Annotated in this window: 19 protein-coding genes; 9 read left to right on the plus strand and 10 right to left on the minus strand. The window is 63.4% G+C overall.

Annotated features, from left to right (window positions below; translation table 11 throughout):
- Positions 1–93: 93 nt before the first annotated feature.
- The 5 genes from B0W80_RS20160 (at position 94) to B0W80_RS35065 (ending at position 4973) form a co-directional block, all read left to right on the plus strand.
- Complete coding sequence (locus B0W80_RS20160) at positions 94–876, plus strand: alpha/beta fold hydrolase (RefSeq protein ID WP_077000943.1); 783 nt, start codon at positions 94–96, stop codon at positions 874–876.
- A 25-nt stretch (positions 877–901) separates the two neighbouring features.
- The gene (locus B0W80_RS35055) at positions 902–997 is read left to right on the plus strand and encodes an NADPH-dependent FMN reductase (protein ID WP_256856635.1); all 96 of its coding nucleotides are present in this window, start codon (positions 902–904) and stop codon (positions 995–997) included.
- Positions 998–1888: 891 nt separating this feature from the next.
- Positions 1889–3094: a hypothetical protein gene (locus B0W80_RS20170; RefSeq protein WP_077000944.1), complete on the plus strand. Its 1206-nt coding sequence runs from the start codon at positions 1889–1891 to the stop codon at positions 3092–3094.
- 166 nt (positions 3095–3260) lie between these two features.
- Positions 3261–4226 carry a hypothetical protein gene (locus B0W80_RS35060; protein WP_143684702.1) on the plus strand — a complete coding sequence of 322 codons (966 nt, stop codon included), beginning with the start codon at positions 3261–3263 and terminating at the stop codon, positions 4224–4226.
- Between the two features lie 366 nt (positions 4227–4592).
- Positions 4593–4973, plus strand: coding sequence for a hypothetical protein (locus tag B0W80_RS35065; RefSeq protein WP_143684703.1), 381 nt, complete (start codon positions 4593–4595; stop codon positions 4971–4973).
- Between the two features lie 156 nt (positions 4974–5129).
- Here the strand turns inward: B0W80_RS35065 and B0W80_RS20185 are convergent, their stop codons facing one another.
- Together B0W80_RS20185 and B0W80_RS20190 are read right to left on the minus strand one after the other, a co-directional pair.
- Complete coding sequence (locus tag B0W80_RS20185) at positions 5130–5534, minus strand: DUF1801 domain-containing protein (RefSeq protein ID WP_077000947.1); 405 nt, start codon at positions 5532–5534, stop codon at positions 5130–5132.
- Positions 5535–5582: 48 nt separating this feature from the next.
- Positions 5583–5834, minus strand: coding sequence for a type II toxin-antitoxin system Phd/YefM family antitoxin (locus B0W80_RS20190; protein ID WP_077000948.1), 252 nt, complete (start codon positions 5832–5834; stop codon positions 5583–5585).
- Positions 5835–6001: 167 nt separating this feature from the next.
- On the opposite strand from B0W80_RS20190, the gene B0W80_RS20195 reads away from it, so the two are divergent.
- From B0W80_RS20195 to B0W80_RS20210, 4 genes are all read left to right on the plus strand, one after another.
- The gene (locus B0W80_RS20195) at positions 6002–6394 is read left to right on the plus strand and encodes a hypothetical protein (protein WP_077000949.1); all 393 of its coding nucleotides are present in this window, start codon (positions 6002–6004) and stop codon (positions 6392–6394) included.
- A 100-nt stretch (positions 6395–6494) separates the two neighbouring features.
- The gene (locus B0W80_RS20200) at positions 6495–6824 is read left to right on the plus strand and encodes a hypothetical protein (protein WP_077000950.1); all 330 of its coding nucleotides are present in this window, start codon (positions 6495–6497) and stop codon (positions 6822–6824) included.
- Between the two features lie 5 nt (positions 6825–6829).
- Positions 6830–7039: a hypothetical protein gene (locus B0W80_RS20205; protein ID WP_077000951.1), complete on the plus strand. Its 210-nt coding sequence runs from the start codon at positions 6830–6832 to the stop codon at positions 7037–7039.
- A gap of 92 nt (positions 7040–7131) precedes the next feature.
- The gene (locus tag B0W80_RS20210; protein ID WP_083745518.1) at positions 7132–8187 is read left to right on the plus strand and encodes a lysylphosphatidylglycerol synthase domain-containing protein; all 1056 of its coding nucleotides are present in this window, start codon (positions 7132–7134) and stop codon (positions 8185–8187) included.
- A gap of 19 nt (positions 8188–8206) precedes the next feature.
- Here B0W80_RS20210 and B0W80_RS20215 read toward each other — a convergent pair whose 3' ends face one another.
- The 8 genes from B0W80_RS20215 to B0W80_RS20250 form a co-directional block, all read right to left on the minus strand.
- Entirely contained in the window at positions 8207–8521 is a 315-nt protein-coding gene (locus B0W80_RS20215) for an EthD family reductase (RefSeq protein ID WP_077000952.1), read from the minus strand.
- A 109-nt stretch (positions 8522–8630) separates the two neighbouring features.
- Complete coding sequence (locus B0W80_RS20220) at positions 8631–9383, minus strand: TerC family protein (protein WP_077000953.1); 753 nt, start codon at positions 9381–9383, stop codon at positions 8631–8633.
- 124 nt (positions 9384–9507) lie between these two features.
- Positions 9508–9990 (minus strand): nucleoside deaminase, encoded by a 483-nt coding sequence (locus B0W80_RS20225; RefSeq protein ID WP_077000954.1) that lies wholly within the window; start codon positions 9988–9990, stop codon positions 9508–9510.
- Entirely contained in the window at positions 9983–10753 is a 771-nt protein-coding gene (locus B0W80_RS20230) for an ABC transporter permease (RefSeq protein ID WP_077000955.1), read from the minus strand. The genes B0W80_RS20225 and B0W80_RS20230 overlap by 8 nt, the downstream gene beginning before the upstream one ends.
- Before the next feature lie 7 nt (positions 10754–10760).
- Positions 10761–11612: an ABC transporter ATP-binding protein gene (locus tag B0W80_RS20235; protein ID WP_077000956.1), complete on the minus strand. Its 852-nt coding sequence runs from the start codon at positions 11610–11612 to the stop codon at positions 10761–10763.
- The gene (locus B0W80_RS20240) at positions 11612–12637 is read right to left on the minus strand and encodes an ABC transporter substrate-binding protein (protein ID WP_077000957.1); all 1026 of its coding nucleotides are present in this window, start codon (positions 12635–12637) and stop codon (positions 11612–11614) included. The genes B0W80_RS20235 and B0W80_RS20240 overlap by 1 nt, the downstream gene beginning before the upstream one ends.
- A 106-nt stretch (positions 12638–12743) precedes the next feature.
- Positions 12744–15296, minus strand: coding sequence for a hypothetical protein (locus tag B0W80_RS20245; RefSeq protein ID WP_143684704.1), 2553 nt, complete (start codon positions 15294–15296; stop codon positions 12744–12746).
- A 219-nt stretch (positions 15297–15515) separates the two neighbouring features.
- Positions 15516–17816 carry an NADP-dependent malic enzyme gene (locus B0W80_RS20250; RefSeq protein ID WP_077000959.1) on the minus strand — a complete coding sequence of 767 codons (2301 nt, stop codon included), beginning with the start codon at positions 17814–17816 and terminating at the stop codon, positions 15516–15518.
- Positions 17817–17818: the final 2 nt, after the last annotated feature.

Consider the following 17818-nt stretch of genomic DNA (forward strand, 5'->3'; position numbering starts at 1 on the left):
AGACCCATTCCGAAGCGGCTTTTCGCCATTCGTGCGCATCTCTCGCCTTTCCAACGCCGACCACTATTCGGCTTCACTTGCAAGGAGTCTTTCATGAAATCCATGTTCAAACTATCCGCCCTCTTCGTTGCGATGGGGATCACTGCTCTGGGTGTAGCGCCGGTTGCGCAGGCCGCAACCGCGCCGGCCGAGAAAGCGACTGCCGTACTGGTCCACGGTGCCTTCGCCGATGGCTCGAGCTGGGACGAAATCATTCCCTCGCTGCATGCGCACGACCTGAAAGTAGTGTCCGTGCAGAACCCGTTGAGTTCGCTGGCCGATGACGTAGCCGCTACGCGGCGCGCATTGGATGCACAGACCGGCCCTGTGGTGCTGGTGGGCCACTCCTGGGGCGGCATGGTCATCACCGAGGTCGGCAACCACTCGCGAGTGCAATCGTTGGTCTACGTCGCCTCCTTCGCACCGTCGGTCGGCCAGTCGATCAACGACCTGGCCAAGGACTATGCCAAGCCGAGCGGCCTGGACCACGTTGTCGTCGACAAGGAAGGCTTCGTGACGATGTCGTTTGAGGGCATCTCCCAGCATTTCGCGCAGGACCTTCCCGTCGCGAAGCACCGCCTGATGACGGCCACGCAGGGCGCGATCCGCGGCGCCGCCTTCGACGAAAAGGTGAGCGTCGCTGCGTGGGCTACCAAGCCGTCCTGGTTCATCGTCTCGGACCAGGACCGCATGATCCAGCCGGCCCTGCAACTGGACAACGCCAAGAAGATCTCGGCAACGACCATCCGAGTGCGTGCGGGCCATGTGCCACAACTCTCCACCCCCAAGGAGGTGATCAAGGCCATTCTCGATGCCGCAAAACTCAACAACGAGTGATCGATGTCCGCCGCCGCGCCACGGCGTGCTGATCGCGACGCCGGACTACAACTTCTCGATACCGGGCGTGCTGAAGAACGCCCTCGACTGGGTGATTCATGCGTTGCTGGCTGTCTTTTAAGATCGCCGCCAAATGAAGAACATTCGTCGTAGGACAGTGGGGTCACGCTCCGAAAGCCATGCAGCGCCAACGCGCGAGCGAATGGAGCAGCGTCTTCGTCGCCTTCTCGACTGGATGTTTGGCTTGTACGAGGCAGCAACATTGCCCAGGTCGGCGTTCTGGCGATCACCGTCGCAACGTTGTTCTACACCGTGATTCCGCCGTACAAGACGGCGGCTCTTGAGGAGCAAATTGCAAGACGCGAGGCCGAGCTTGCAGCCGCTGAGGCGCGATTGGGCAAGTTGGATGCCGCGTTAAAAGAAGCTGCCGACAAAGCGTACGTTCGCGAGCGCTCAGACTACTTCACCGCCCTCTACAGAAGCGTTGATGTTGCCTGCACAAGTTGGCGTCGAACAATGGAGCGGCAGGCCAGAGACGCAGGGCCACGGCGGGAGGTACGCCGACCTCTGGGAATGACCATTGCGGCATGCATGGCAAGCTGACCAAGAGACGCACGAAAAGTCGAAGCTGCGCGATGCAGACCGAAAGCTCTTTGAGGAATGGTTCCAGAAAACCGTCGTGCAGTTAGAGCAGAAGCGAGTTGAGGCGCTGCAATTGATTGAAGGCATGCCGACCGGAGCGATGCAGAGGTGCGCGCAATTGCTGCGAGAGGCGATTTCGCAGTCATTGACAGCTTGTACGAGACGCTGGCGGGGGTCTATCCGCAGTACAAAGAAGCAGCAAAAAAAAGGGAAAACGCGACCGAGAAGTGCGCCGCGCCCGACTCCAGATCGAGAGTAAGTTTGAGTGCAGCATTCCGCAAGCTGTCGGAGAGCTGCAAAGACTTATGTGGCCGGAGCCTGCAAGGAGCCGCAGCTAGCGCGCCGACCCGTACAACAAAGAGGAGATCACATGCCCACCCTGTTCTTCATGCCTTGGACGGCTATGAAAGGCCCGAGGCAAATTGGGCCTATTTCGCTGGTGCCGTACAAGCGCGGCTCTGAGCCCGGCACCCTTGGCTTGACCAGCCAAGGCACGCTTGACGCAATCGTTGGGAACTATGCAAACCGCGCCTTCGTGCAGGACAAAGATTCGACTGCGCCAGTTGAGCACTCGACCATCCTGCGCTGGCCGGGAGACGACGAGCGCGTAGCTCAACTCACTGATGAAGAGGTCCAAGAGCGCTTGCAACAAACGCAGTTGCTCGTCTTTGCTGCCATTTCTAAGCGGACCTACGGCTGGTTCCTGGAGTACTGCAATGCGGACGGGTTGCTCGTCACTGCGCAGCATTTCGTGGAAGACAACCCTGCCTCTACGGCGGTTCACACCAGAAGGCGCGATGGTTCAGGCCTGAATCTGATGAGCGGCACGCGCGGCAAGCCTGTGTTCTTGCGGCCGCTGCACGTTTCTGAGAGGTATACCTTCGATTTGGAGGACGGCTTCGCGCTGGCTTTGCTGAACGTGCCATCCGGCCCGTTTCGCAACAAAATCATGGACGCGGTCACCATGTTCATTCGAGCCAACACCGACGCCAACGAGGTGCCCGAGTCGGCTGAAATCGTCTTCATGCGCGCCGCACTGGACACGCTGGTTGATGCGGGGCACAAAGCTTTAGATTTGAAGCAGAAGCTCATGGCCCTCATGGAACCGCACCTTGGACCGCCGGAGTGGCATGACGAACACATTCCTGCTGCGAAATGGCAAGCACGCTGGAACAAAGCAATACGCCCGTTTGAAGCGTGGATTGAAGACTTTTGCCATTGGCGGAATGAGGGCGCGCACGGCACAGGTGGCGGACAAAAGTATCCCCCTGCGGTGTGGTCGCTCCGAAACCACCTGATGTTCACGAGTTGGTTCACCTCACGTATCGTCAAGTGCTTGCTTGCTGCAAATGCGCTCTACACCCTCACGCAGGAAGACAAGAACGAGCTTCGAATGACAGAGCTGTTCTTCACGTACGACATCAGTGCAGAAAACGAGGAACACCATCAGTACTGGCACACAGTTCTCGGTCACGTGCAAAGCTTGAAGCTGGAGAACCTCATCCGCGAGAGCATAAAAAACTGGCCCGAGGGGTCGGTCTACAGGGAAGAGAGCGCTGAGCCGCCTGCGCCCTGAGTTCTGCGGCAATCGCTGCACTCCCGCGACTCGATGCGGCACGAGCAGGTGTTGGAGCGGGTGACGATGAAGGATCGGGCCCCTCCACTCTTTCCGGTGGCGCAACGGTGGGGGTCGCTTGGCCCCGCTCATAGAATCCGCGACCTCGTTCAACAAAAGCGACAGCATGGCTCGTCTGCTTCTACGGCATTTAGGCGTTCTGCGGCATCTGGCTTCTGTAAACGCCACCCATGATGGTTCCATTAAGTTAAATCTGGTCCGAAGCGGCGTTTCTGCCGAAGGATGGACCTGGTCCACCTCCGCGGGCGTGAACCAGGGGTCCGATCTGGAGAACCGGTCGTACCCACAAGCGAAAACCAAATCGATCACGGTCCATACAAGCGGGCGAGTCAACTACCACTTCAGCGGAGGCAGGAAACGGTATATCCCATGTCTGCTGGATCTGGAGGGGCCGGTTTCAATCGCCCTCTATGTCGTACCTTCAATAGACCGCCTAGACGAAGTGCCGGATGCTGCCCGCGAGGATCACATCGCAGACGTCGACGAGTGGTCAGGCCCGATGACTTTCGAGTTTGTGGTCTTGCCTGCGGTTCTCCCACCGTTGCACACTGAATACGTGCGTCTTGGCGTCGAAGGCCTCTATGCACTTGCATGCACCGCGGCGCGAGGGAACGCCGGCATTACTCGAGATGATGTTCCTGCTGAAGCATTTGTGACCTTGCAGCCAGTCGCTGGCCTATCAACGCAGGTCATTGCTGAGGAGCAGGTCTATATTCGATTCAAGCGGGCCATGTATGCCAACGATGTGCATGCAGCCGTTAGCCAGGTGCAGGAAGCGGACAAGGTCACAGCTGTGCAGGTGGAGGCCATGATTGCGGCAGGGCCCGGCCTTTTCCCGCCAAACCAAGCGGGGGTTTGGACCATCGTCACCTCAGTACCGATGCGAATCGCCCCGCGCCTCATAGTGGAGTTCGAGGACCCTCGGTATCAGGCTGAAGTCATCGAACTTCGTCCTGGTGACACTCGGCTGGCAACCGTGCGCGTGAGGTTCAGGGTCTTCGATCAAAAGGCCAACGCGTACGTGAAGACGTCCGTTCCGATACTCAGCATCGCGCTTGACGCAGAGTTTTAGGCTCGAGGCTTGCAAGCCTGCCAGTTGGAGAGGGCTGCCCCCTACTTTGAACGTCTCACGCCGCATCGTGCAGGCCACTGCCGAGGCTGTGCATGCGCTTCCTGCCCTAACAACGATCTTTAGGGGCGTGTCCTAGTGGCACGAGCACCAGTTTTTGGAATGACAGTCCCCAACGGCGCGCTGTGCATGGCAGCAAAGTGGCAATGTGCAGTCATCCGAGTCCTCCGTGCCGGGCGACAGCAACCGCTGCGAAGCTTCATCGCCGCAATCATTAGACTTGCGACCGCCGCGCGCCGCCAATCCGATGGCCAAAGGTGCTACTCAAAGTCTGTAGACACCCGAGGCGTTCGTCAGCACGCTCGGTCCATGCCAATCAAAGTAGCGGCTTCAGTTCAAAGCTCTCATATTGCGGGCCCTTTGCCTGCTTCACGTGATCTGTTGACAGGTGCTCGGGATGTTTTCAAGAAGGCCTGTGCGCTTTTACATCGCCTGTCCAAAGAGGCATTTCCATGCACGCTTGACGCCGATGAGGACTTCGCGCCGTCGGCCGTACTTGTCCATGCGGGCCACATCCGCGCGCAGATGGAACTCGTCCCCAGCGAGTGGGGCGGCCTGCCCGAACCAGCTGTGGTTGTCGGGGAGATCACCCAGGCGGGCTGGAACTTCTTGTCCCTCGGCCATGCATGTGAACCGCCACAGTTTCCGATGACGGTGCAGGAAGCAGGTCGCGCCCCAGAGTCATCATGATGTAGCGCTTACGCGTCGCTCTGTTCCTCGCTCTGCGAATGGTCCTGTACTCGCTCGCGAGGCGGCAATCTGTCGCGTGCTTACCTGCCTACTTGGCGGTGATGCCGTGCGCCACCGGCGCTCGTAACCTCCACTGCCCGCGGATACGCCGCAGCGTCACCGCTCCACGACCTTCGCCGTCGGATCGCCCAGCTCGCGATTAAGCCGCGTGGCTTCCCGCACAAGAGCCTGCACGGTCTCGCGGTCCAGCGGCGTGTCTTGCCGCAGTTCGAGCGTCGCCATGTCGTACTTGCCGCCGGCCTTCAGGCGCGGCTCGATGTGCCGCAGCTGCTTGCCACGCCAGAAGCCGAACAGCACGCGATGCGGCTCGGCGCGGATCAACGCCACTGGCCCGTAGTGGAACAACACTAGATGGCCCCATTTGAGCCGCGATTCCAGTACGGGTGCGGCCTCTCGGGTAGCCTGCCACAGCGCCTGGACGTAAGCCTGCTGCCATCCGTCCAGATGACAGAGGTATTCGTCGGGCGTGCGCGCCGGGGTGAGGATCATCTTCATCGCCATGGCAGCAAGCCTCCTGATTTCTGAGCGGGCCTGGAGAGCAGCATGGGCCTATAGATCGGCGATGTTCATCTCGACGCAGCGCGACTTGTCGGCGAGGCGAGCAATCGCCTTCTGGTGGATTTCCTGGTCCGCGATTTCGTCCATCATGGCTTCGAACAGGCGGGGCTCGACCAGATAGAAGGCTGCACGGTTGCGGCTCAGGACCGCCACAGGCCGATGGTTGGCCGCACGAAGCACGGCCATCGGGTCTTTCTTCAGCGCTGCAACGGTGACGCTCGTATCTGCCAGGATAGCTTTCAAGAATGGCTCCATTTTTGGGGGCGGAGTATAGCTATCGGGCAGGCGCTTGATGCCACTTGGCGCGCGCACGGCGCCCGGGATTCGGCACGTGCGAACCTCGCCCCGTCCGACAAGCGAGCGCATCTCTCCAAGCTAGAACCAAACATCATTGTCAAAGGCAATAAAAGATGTTCCGTCACACGCTCACCCGGTCATTCGCTGCTGCGCTGTTGCTCGGCGCAGCCACGCTGTCGAGCCCTACGACCTGGGCCCAAACCGCAGGCTCCGCCACCCAGATGCAGCGCGAGCGCGCCAACTGCGACGGCGTCCAGCAAGACCGCGAGGCCTGCCGCCGCGAAGCGGGTGCCGCACGTCAAGAGGGGCAGCGCGGCGGCCTGAACCCCGGCGCCGAGGCCGAGACCAATGCCATGGCGCGCTGCCAACTGCTGCAGACGCCTTCGGACCGCACCGATTGCGAATCGCGCATCCGTGGTGCGGCCAACAGCAGTTCCAGTGGCAGCGTGATGGGCGGCGGCGTAATCCGTGAAACCGTCACGCCGGTGCCCGCGCCGGCACGCTGAACGTGGGTCGGTGCGTGATCCGGCGCAGTCCGGGCTTCGTACACCCTTGGCTTTTTATCGACAGCTTTATCGACAGACATCCCGCAAAGGAACCCCGAGCATGAAGATCGAAACGATGCACACCCGGCCCACCTCGATGCAGGCAGACCCCGACGCGGAAACGCTTCCGATGCCTCTGGCGGGCAACGACATCGTTCATGAGCCGCAACAGCCGCATGCCATGGCGCCCGCGAAGAAGTCGATGCTGGGCCGCAGCTGGTGCCACTTTCGCGAGACGGTGGCCGACCTGCCGCTGCGGGCGAAGAAGGCCCGGGAGCAGGGCGCGCATTACGTGGCCGAGGAGCCTTTCCGGGCGATCACGATGGCGGCGGCCGGGGGTGCCACGCTGGCGATCCTGCTGCGGGCCGCGGCGCGGCATCATCGGCACTGAACGCCATGCACAACCCCTGGCTGCAGAAAAATCCGTGGCTCAGCATGTGGATGAGCGCGGCCAACAGCATGGTGGGTGCATCACGCGGTTTGGCCACCGCCGAAATCCGGCGGCAGATGAAGATCGCGCAGGCCGACATGGAACGGCAGATCGTCGACTTCTGGACCATGAAGCCGCTCTGGCCGAGCCCCAGAAAGCGCAGCAGCCGGCGATGAGCCGCGAGCGAGGCCGCTCCGGCGTTTGAGCCTACGCGGGCATGCGGCAGGCGGCGCTGGCCGTGACGCAGCGGCTCGCAGATGCTGTCGTCATGGTTCCAGGCGACGCTGTTCCTTTATCCGACCCCTCAACTGATTCGCCGGCGCAGCAACAAGCGCAGTCGCAGCAACCGCAGCAAGGTTCCGAAGCCAAGCCGTCTCTGCGTGCGCGCATCCTGCGCTGGGCCGTGCCCGCGCTGGGCATCGTGGTGCTCGGGCTGTTGCTCTCGCACGCTCACAAGATCGATTGGGCCGGCGCCTGGCAGGCGCTGCAGCGCTATTCGCCGTGGGTGCTGCTGTCGGTCTTCGCCATCGCCACGGCCAGCCACGCGCTCTACGGCACCTTCGACCTGATCGGGCGTCGGCACACGGCCTACGGGCTGCCGCGTTGGCGCTGCTGGGCCATCGCGGTCACGAGCTACGCATTCAATCTCAACCTGGGGTCGCTGGTCGGCGGCGTGGCGATGCGCGCGCGCCTGTACGCGCGGGCCGGGCTGGACGAAGGCACGGTGGCGCAGGTCATCGGCATCAGCCTGGCGACCAACTGGCTGGGCTATGGGCTGGTGGCGGGCTGCGTGTTCGCGTCGGGGCTGTTGAAGCCGCCCTCGGGCGCGCACCTGGGCGAGCTCGCGTTCCGCAGCCTCGGGGTGTTGATGATCCTGATCGCGGTGGGCTACGTGGCGGCCTGCATGAAGTGGCAGGGCCGGCAATGGAAGGTGCGCGGACGGCTGCTGGAGCTGCCGGCGGCGCGGGTCGCGCTCATGCAGCTCGGGCTGTCGGCCGCCAACTGGACCTTGATGGCCACGGCGATGTACCTGCTGCTGGGTGGCAAGGTCGCCTTCGTGGCGACGATGGGCACGCTGCTGCTGGCCTCGGTGGCCGGCGTGGTGACGCCGATTCCGGCCGGCCTGGGGGTGCTGGAGGCGGTGTACCTCGCGGTGCTGGCGGGTACGGTGGGGCAGGGCCGGCTCATGGGGGCCTTGCTGGCCTACCGGGCGCTGTACTACCTGGTGCCGCTGGGCGGCGGGTTGCTGCTCTACCTGTTGCTGGAGCGGCATGCCTCGGCGCATCCGCCGACGGGTGCGGGCGGTGCGCCGGGCGCGGGCTGAAAGGCCGTTCGAGGCGGCGTCAGCCGACCACCACTTCGCTGATCTGCATCACCGGCTTGAGGTCGGTGTAGTTGCGGATGTCGCCGAGGATTTCTTTCGCATGCGGGCCGAAGCCGGCCTGAAACGAGTCGACCGAGTCGCTGAAGATGTGGCACGACGCGATGTAGGTCGGCGGCTCGCCGGGTGCGCCGCCGGCGATGCCCTTGTCGATGGTGTACGACTTGCAGGCGTCGCCCATGCGGGCCTTGAGCAACGGCAGGTGCTTGTCGCGGTAGTACTCGTGGTCGAACCGCGCGCCGGGCGTGTTGGGGTACATGACGCTGACCTTGATCATTTGTTATCTCCAGGTTTATGAGGGGTCTATGACGGGTTAGGCAGGGCTGGTGAGCATAGGAGATGGCGCGGCGCGAAACAAGCTCGGCGCCATCTCCGGGGCGGCAGGCTCAAGACCCGGGCATGTGCGGCGGCCGCAGCTCCACCGGCTTGGCGGTCTTCTTGCGCATGCGGATGTTGAGCATTTCCACCACCACCGAGAACGCCATCGCGAAGTACACGTAGCCCTTGGGCACGTGGTTGTCGAAACCTTCGGCCACCAGCACCACGCCCACCACCACCAGGAAGGACAGCGCCAGCATCTTGATGGTCGGATGGGCGGAGACGAAGCGCCCGATGGCGCCCGCGAACAGCATCATCAGCAGCACCGAGGCGATGACCGCTGCGATCATCACGCGCACGTCGTCGACCATGCCGACGGCGGTGATGATGGAGTCGAGCGAGAACACCAGGTCGACGATCATGATCTGCATGATCACGCTGGCGAAGGTCGCCTTCACTGCGCTGCCCTTGTCGTCGCCGTGCTCGCCCTCCATCGACTGATGGATCTCGGTCGTGCTCTTGTAGATGAGGAACAACCCGCCGAGTATCAGGATCAGGTCGCGGCCCGAGATCTCCTGGCCCACCACGGTGAAGAGCGGCGCCACCAGCCCGACGATCCAGGCCAGCACCAGCAGCAGCCCGATGCGCATGAACATCGCCATCAGCAGGCCCAGGCGCCGCGCAAACTCGCGTCGTTCGGGCGGCAATTTGTCGACCAGGATCGAGATGAAGATGATGTTGTCGATCCCCAGCACGAGTTCGAGTGCGGTCAGGGTCGCGAAGGCGATCCAGGCCTGGGGATCGGTCAGCAGTTCGAGCATGGCGTCCTTTCGCCGGCGGGTCACGGCCGCGGCAGCGCGGAGGATGCCACAGGCGGGCGGGGCAGCCCGCGCAAGCCGGGCTGAGGCGTGAGGGAATGTGGCGCGGCGCCAACCCGCGCCGTGCTCAGCGGCCGCGCTGCTCCCAGAAGCCGCGATGCGTGGCGATCATTTCTTCGGCCACCTCCGCCACCGGGCCGATCACCTCGATCGGTTTCTGCCCGCGCGCGAAGACCTCGCGGCAGGGCAGCGACAGCGTGGGGTTCTCGGGGTGGTCGCCGGTCAGTTCGAGCAGCGCGCCCTCTTCGGCGCCGTACACCACGCGGCCGATGTTGGCCCAGTACACGGTGCCCGCGCACATGGCGCAGGGCTCGAAGGTCGTCACCAGGGTACAGCGGGCCAGGTACTCGCCCGGGTAGTTGAGCGCCGCGGTGCGGGCCAGCGTGGCTTCGGCATGCTGCACGGTGTCGATGTTGCCCTGCTCGGCCAGCACCGTCTCGCCGTCGGGCGCGACCAGCAGGGCACCGAAGGGATGGCGCCCCATGGCCATCGCGCGGCGCGCCACCTGGTCTGCGCGGCGCAGGGCGCGAACGGCCTGGTCCTTATCCATTCTGGCTTCCGCGGTGGGCCCAGCCCGTGGTGTGCTTTTCGATGACGCTGAAGAGCTCGTACATCAGCATCGCCATGGCGCCCACCACCATCAGGCCCGCGAAGGCCAGGCCCATCTGCATGGCCGAGCCGGCCGAGATCAGCAGGTAGCCGATGCCTTCGTTGGCCGCGGTCATCTCGCTGACCGTGGTGCCGACGAAGGCCAGCGTGATCGCGACCTTGAGCGAGGCGTAGAAGTACGGCATGGAGCGCGGCAGGCCGATCTTGACGAGCACGTCCCACCGCTTGGCGCCCAGCACGCGCAGCACGTCTTCGAGTTCGGGCTCGAGCGTGGCCAGGCCGGTGGCGATGTTGACCATGATCGGGAAGAAGCTGATCAAGAAAGCCGTGAGGATGGCCGGCCCCACGCCGATGCCGAACCACACCACGAGAATCGGCACGAAGGCCGCCTTGGGCAGGGCGTTGAAGGCCGTCATCAGCGGGTACATCGCGGCATAGGCGAGCCGCGAGCTGCCGATGACGAAGCCCAGCAGCACGCCCACCACGATCGCGAGGCCGAAGCCCGCCATCGTCACCCAGAAGGTGCGCCAGGCATGGCCGGCGATGATTTCCTTGAACTCCCAGAACTGCGTCCAGATGCGCCACGGGCTCGGAAAGATGAATTCCGAGACACCGAAGCCCGCGCACACGATCTGCCAGAGCACGATCACCGCCACCAGCAGCAGCCAGGGCGACCAGCGTTCGAGTTGCTTGTTGTTCTTCATGGCGCGCTCACTGGGGCAGCACCGCGGGGGCGGCGGTCGATGCGGTCGCAGCGTTGCTGCGGATGGCGCCGATGTGGCCGCGCAGTTCCAGCACGATGTCGGTGAACTCCTTGGTGTAGGTCACCTCCAGCTCGCGCGGCCGCGGCAGCTCGATCTCGCGCTTCACCACGAAGCGGCCGGGGCTCTTGCTCATCACGTACACGGTGTCGGCCAGAAACACCGATTCGCGCAGGTCGTGCGTGACCAGGATCACGTTGAACTGCTGCTCGGTCCACAGGTCGCGCAGGATGCACCAGAGCTCTTCGCGCGTGAAGGCGTCGAGCGCGCCGAAGGGCTCGTCCAGCAGCAGCATCTTGGGCTCGTGGATCAGTGCGCGGCAGATGCTGGCGCGCTGCTGCATGCCGCCCGAAAGCTGCCACGGAAACTTGTCCTCGTAGCCGCCCAGGCCCACCTTCTGCAGCAGGCGCCGGGCACGCTCTTCATATTCCTTGCGCTTGCTTTTGAAGTTGGAGCGGTAGGGCTCGACGATCTCGAGCGGCAGCAGCACGTTGTCGACCGTGGTGCGCCAGGGCAGCAGCGACGGCGCCTGAAAGGCCATGCCCGAGATCTTGAGCGGGCCGGTCACGGGCTGGCCGTCGATGCGGATCTTGCCCATCGACGGCATCTTGAGCCCCGTCGTCAGCTTCATGAAGGTCGACTTGCCGCAGCCCGAGGGGCCGACGATGGCGATGAACTCGCCGCGCGCCACCTTGAGGTCGATGGCTTCGACCGCGAAGTGGTTGGCGCGCAGCAGCTCTTCGTTGTAGGCGAGCCAGACGTCCTGAAAGTCGACGAAGGGCGTGGTCTCCGCGACCGCCATCACTTCTTGAGGATGTTGAGCTCGGCCGCCGGGGGCAGCAGGCTCGCGGTCCACACCGCCTCCGGGTTCACGCGCGTCTTGGTGCCGAACGCGTCGGACACCTGCGACGCCATCAGCGACAGCCGTCCCGGATCGACCGCGCCGAAGCCGTCGGTGCGCGCGTCGGGGCTGTTGATCACGGTGTCGATGGCGAGCTTGAGGCGGCGCGTTTCGAGCGCGGAGTCGATGATGCCGTCGCGCTTCTTCACGGACTCGATCGCCACCGCCGGATTGGCCATGACTTCCTTCGCGCCCTTGGCGAAGGCCGAGAGAAAGGCCTTGATGGCGGCCGGGTTCTCCTTGATGAGCTTGGGCGACGCGATGATCACGTTGCCGTAGAGCTTCACGCCGTAGTCGGGGTATTGCAGCACCACGATGTCCGCCGCCTTGGCGCCGCGCGCTTCCAGGTTGAGCAGCGACGTGAAGGTGAAGCCGGTGATGGCGTCGATGTCGCCGCGCACGAGCATGGTTTCGCGCAGCGTCGGGTCCATGGCGGTCCAGTTGACCGCGCCGATGTTGTTGGCCTTGGCGAAGATCGGAAAGGCGCGGCGGCCGGCGTCGAACACCGGGGCGCCGAGCTTCTTGCCGGCCAGGTCGGCCGGCTTGGCGATGCCGCTCTTCTTGAGCGCCATGACCGAGGCCGGCGTGTTGTTGTAGACCATCATCACCGCGACCGGCTTGTTGGGGCTGTCGGGGTTGTTGGCGTGGAACTCCATCAGCGCAGCCAGGTCGGCAAAGCCCATGTCGTAGGCACCCGACGCCACGCGGGTCACGGTGCCGCCCGAGCCGTTGCCGGCATCGATGGCCACGTCGAGGCCGGCGGTCTTGAAGTAGCCCTTCGCGGCGGGATGCAGGAAGAGCGCGGCCGGGCCTTCGAAGCGCCAGTCGAGCTGAAACTTGATGGGGGTCTGGGCATGCGCCGAGGTCAGACCGAAAGAAAGTGCCGAAGCGGCGAGGAGGGACGAGATCAGTTGGCGCTTGTTCATTTGCGTTCCATGCGGGAGATGCGGCATTCAAGCAAATTCGGTGCCGACCTGTACCCGGGACCAACCCTTCCTCGCGGCTGCGGTCCGCATGCGGCTGGAGGTTCGGTTAGTTGACGAAGGGTTCGAAGCGGGAGCCAGAGCCGAAGCCGGAGCCGGAGCCGGCGTCGGAGCTGGACTCGGTATCGTCGCTTGCGTCAGCGACCGTGACCGTGACCGCATTCGAGCTTGCGCTCGTGCCGTCAGCGGAGACCTCTTCGACAACCGGCCGGATGGGCGGGATGCCGCCCGTGGCGCCCGGCCTTCTCACCGGCTGGCCCTGTTCTTCTTCCTGGTGCATCAGCACCATAGGCAGGTACGCCATGAACATGCCGAAGCCCATGATCAACGGCTCCAACACCATCCGGACTGTTTCGTCCTGCTCTTCCAGGATGGGCTTGAGGCTTTCCCTGAAAGCCAGGGCCATGGTCCACGCGAGAAGGTGGGCCGGGGTCGTGATGAGCGAGGCCGCAGCGAACTCCCGCAACATGCCCGCGTTGCTGGGCTGGAATCCGAGGCTGATCTTCAGGCCCTGGGTATCGTCCCGCCGCTTCTTGTCGACTTCCGTTGCCATGGCTGCAAGCCGCTCCGACGGCAGCAACGCAGGGCCCTCGTCCAGCGATTCGAGCGCAGCCTGCTCCAAGGGTGTGGCCAGGAAAGGCGTGAACGTCGTCTGGACGGCATGGACATAGGTTTCGCGAACGAGGGCATCGAGTTCGTGCGGCGACAACTCCGGCGATGACTGCCGGATCTGCTGGTCGAGGGTGGTCAGGTCCGGCAGATTCCGTTCGCCGGTCAGCAGCGTGGAAATGGGCGGCAGCGTGTAGAGCGGCGGCAGCGGCGCATGGCCGAGCATGACTTCCAGTCCGCGGCGCTTTTCGAGCAATTCTTTTTCTGCTGCCTCGCTGTCGGAGACTTCGGATGATTGGAGGCGTCGATAATCTTCTTCGAAATCCTCGATGCGGTTTTCCAGATCTTGTTTGTAGGCCCATTGGTGAGGCGTCAGCGATATCGACTTCAAGCGATCGAGTTCGACATCGCAGCGATAGACGCCCAATTCCATTTCAAGTGCCGTCATGCGGCTTGCCGTTTCAAAATCATCGACGGGGGCCTCGCGCATCCGCTGCAGTCGTTGTGCCTTGCCTTCGAGTGTGAGCGCATCGGTGAGGCGTGACAGATACTGTCGTTGATCCTTATTCAGGTCACCATTTGCTTCCAGAACCGTCAATCGAAGCTGTTCGCGAAGATAGATCGACCCGTTTTGAATTTCCAGCAACCTCCGGCGCTCCGTCGGATCGGTATTCAGCAGTTCGTCGGCGAATTCATTCAATTCATGCAGGTATTCTCGATGCGCGGCTTCGTCGGAAAGATCGCCCGCATGTGTTCGGCGGTAACTCCGGTTCTCCATGTATTTGACGATGGCCGGCAGCGTGAAGTCGTCCATGATTTCGGCCAGTGCGAACAGTGACGAGTCGATCAACGAATCGCCCATGTTGAACTGCGGCCTTTCGCCCGCGCGGGCGGTCAAGGTTTCATTGCCGAATTCGTGAGGAATCGCGCCCAGACCCGCCTGGGGCGCCAACTTGTTCGAAGCCATTTCCCCGAGCCACAGATACATGGCGTACAGGCCGCCCGCCGCACCGGCGCCTGACGCCGGCATCGTGCGCAGGTTGTCGCGCAGGGGAAAAAAGAAGTTGCACGCATCGCGCGCCATGCTCAATGCCGCCTGTCCAGCGAAGAAAGTCGCGAAGTCGTTGAGCGTGCCCGTCTCGTAGCAGGCCAGGATGGCGGCGATGCTTGCGACGCCCAGCACAGTCCGCGAAATGAACTGGGCCCGATTGCCGGTGCCCGTGACGGCAGCAGCCAATCCGCCCAGCAGGTTCAATGCCGGACCCAGCGCAATCGCCGCGATGCTCACGCCGCCCGGCGACGCGCCACCTTCTTCCGACGCATCCCCCAGCGCGATCTGGAAAAGGATGGCATCGCGCATGAGCGTCGCCATCGTCACGATGATGCCGTCTCGCAGCCCCACGATGGCCATGTTGGTCATCCATCGACCGGTGGTCGTGTCGCTGTATTCAGCTTTGAAGAATTTGCCGAGGCAGTCCAGCAAATGGAGGCGCCGTTGCTGTCGGCCGGTGTCGCTGTCGTCGGGATGTCGGGCGACCGATTCGCGCATCAGGTTCTTGAGGTACGCGATGTCCTTGGCCAGGCTGGGATCGATGTCTGAATAGCAAGCGCTGTCGTTTTCTCGAAGGCCGCTCCGGGCCGTGCTCGAGGAGGAGACCAATTGGTCGACTTCATCTCCCAGAGAATGAGCGCAGTGACCGCCGATCGGGTCGAGCTTTTGACTCAGCGATTTCCCGCGGAGATTTTTAGATATCCTGAAAACGGTTGAAAGTTGCGCTTTGGAGAGAGGTCGATGGTTTTCCGCAAGTGTGGGGGACCGTTCTTTCATGTAGCGGTCCAGCGCGCCGATGGATGCGGTCGTCAGTGACGACGCACGTTCATGCGATGAGTCGTCACTGCTGGATGAAAGATTGATGTTGTGCCACTTTTCTTCGATTGAAGACAAGGTGTTTTGCGAAATCGAAATTCTTGTCGGGTGATGAATTGCTTGCATGTCCGGGATCAAAATGAAAAAGCGAGGTCTGTTGGGCCTCGTCTTTTAGTTTTACCGCTCCACCCTGAGGTCGGCCTGACATGTTTCTCGCACAATTCAATCAAATCTCGTTAATTTTCAATGCGCTCCGCGCAGGTGTGCAGCCGAAAAAAAAGACGCCGAAACCTGGTTTCAGCGTCCCTGCCCGGCGAAGGCCGGGCCATGGCCTTGCGCGTTCGGCTACTTGTGCGAACTCGCGTTCGCAACCGCCAACGCCGTCATGTTGAGCACCCGCCGCACCGTGGCCGAAGGCGTCAGGATGTGCGCCGAGCCCGCCGCGCCCATGAGGATGGGGCCCACCGTCACGCCGTTGCCGCCGGTCATCTTCAGCACGTTGAAGAGGATGTTGGCCGCATCGAGGTTGGGGCAAATCAGCAGGTTGGCTTCGCCGTTGAGCGTGGTTTCGGGCAGGGCGTTGTGGCGCACCGTGTCGGACAGCGCGGAGTCGCCGTGCATCTCGCCGTCGCATTCGATGTCGGGCGCCATCTTGGCGAACAGGTCGCGCGCCAGCCGCATCTTGCGGGCCGAGCCGCGCTCGGACGAGCCGAAGTTCGAATGCGAGAGAAAGGCCACCTTGGGCGGCAGGCCGAAGCGGCGCACTTCCTCGGCCGCCATCAGCGCGATCTCGGCCAGCGTCTGCGCGTCGGGGTCTTCGTGCACGTTGGTATCGGCGATGAAGAGCGTGTACTTCTCGAGCGTCAGCGCATTGAGCGTGGCGAAGCCGGGCGCGCCGCGCTTGAGGCCCAGCACGTTGTGCAGGATGCGCAGGTGGCTGTCGAAGCGGCCGACCAGCCCGCACAGCATGGCGTCGGCATCGCCCAGGTGCACCATCAGCGAGCCGATGGTGGTGTTCGAGCGCCGCACCATGGCCTTCGACGCCTCGGGCGTGATGCCGCGGCGGCCCATGAGCTTGTGGTACGCCTCCCAGTAGGTGCGGAAGCGCGGGTCGTCCTCGGGGTCGACGACGTCGAAGTCCTTGCCCAGCTGGATGTGCAGGCCGGCCTTCTTGAGGCGCGCCTCGATCACCGCGGGGCGGCCGATCAGGATGGGCTTGGCCAGGCCTTCGTCGACCGCCAGTTGCGCGGCGCGCAGCACTCGGTCGTCTTCACCTTCGCAGTAGGCCACGCGCTTGGCGCTGGCCAGCTTGGCGGTGCTGAACACCGGGCGCATGAACATGCCCGTTTGGTAGACGAAGCGGGTGAGGTGCTGGCGGTAGCCTTCGAGGTCTTCGATGGGCCGCGTGGCCACGCCCGAGGCTTGGGCCGCCTTGGCCACGGCGGGCGCAATGCGCAGAATCAGCCGCGAGTCGAAGGGCTTGGGAATGATGTAGTCGGGGCCGAAGGCCAGCTCCTGGCCCTGGTAGGCGGTGGCCACTTCTTCGCTGATGTCGGCCTTGGTCAGCTCGGCGATCTCGCGCACGCAGGCGAGCTTCATCTCTTCCGTGATCTTGCTCGCGCCGCAGTCCAGCGCGCCGCGGAAGATGTAGGGGAAGCACAGGACGTTGTTGACCTGGTTCGGGTAGTCCGAGCGGCCGGTGGCGATGATGCAGTCGGGCCGCACTTCCTTGGCCAGCTCGGGCCGGATCTCGGGCTCGGGGTTGGCCAGCGCCAGGATGATGGGCTTGTCGGCCATGCTCTTGACCATGTCCTGCGACACCACGCCGGGCGCAGAGCAGCCCAGGAACACGTCGGCGCCCTTCATCACGTCGGCCAGCGTGCGTGCACCGGTGTCGGGCTGGGCATAGCGCGACTTCGATTCGTCGAAGCCGCCCGCGCGGCCCATGTAGATCAGGCCCTTGGAGTCGACCGCGAAGATGTTGGCCGGCTTCGCGCCCATGCCCACCATCACGTCGAGGCAGGCGATGGCCGCGGCGCCGGCGCCCGAGACTGCGATCTTCACCTCGTTGATCTTTTTGCCGACCAGCTCGAGCCCGTTGATGAGCGCGGCGGCCGAGATGATGGCGGTGCCATGCTGGTCGTCATGGAACACCGGGATGTTCATGCGCTCGCGCAGCTTGCGCTCGATGTAGAAGCACTCGGGCGCCTTGATGTCCTCGAGGTTGATGCCACCGAGCGTGGGCTCCAGCGCGGCGATGATGTCGACCAGCTTGTCGGGGTCGGACTCGGCCAGTTCGATGTCGAACACGTCGATGCCGGCGAATTTCTTGAACAGGCAGCCCTTGCCTTCCATCACAGGCTTGGCGGCCAGTGGGCCGATGTTGCCCAGGCCCAGCACCGCGGTGCCGTTGGTGACCACGCCCACCAGGTTGCCGCGGGAGGTGTACTCGGCGGCCTTGGCCGGGTCGGCCTCGATGTCGAGACAGGGGTAGGCGACGCCCGGGGAGTAGGCCAGCGACAGGTCGCGCTGGTTCAGCAGCGGCTTGGTCGGGGAAATCGAGATCTTGCCCTTGACCGGCGAGCGGTGGTATTCGCGGGCAGCATCGCGCAGCGCCTCTTCGGCGGGGGAAAGGGTGTGGGCCATCA

This window comes from Variovorax sp. KK3, assembly GCF_001984055.1.
Lineage (GTDB): Bacteria > Pseudomonadota > Gammaproteobacteria > Burkholderiales > Burkholderiaceae_C > Variovorax.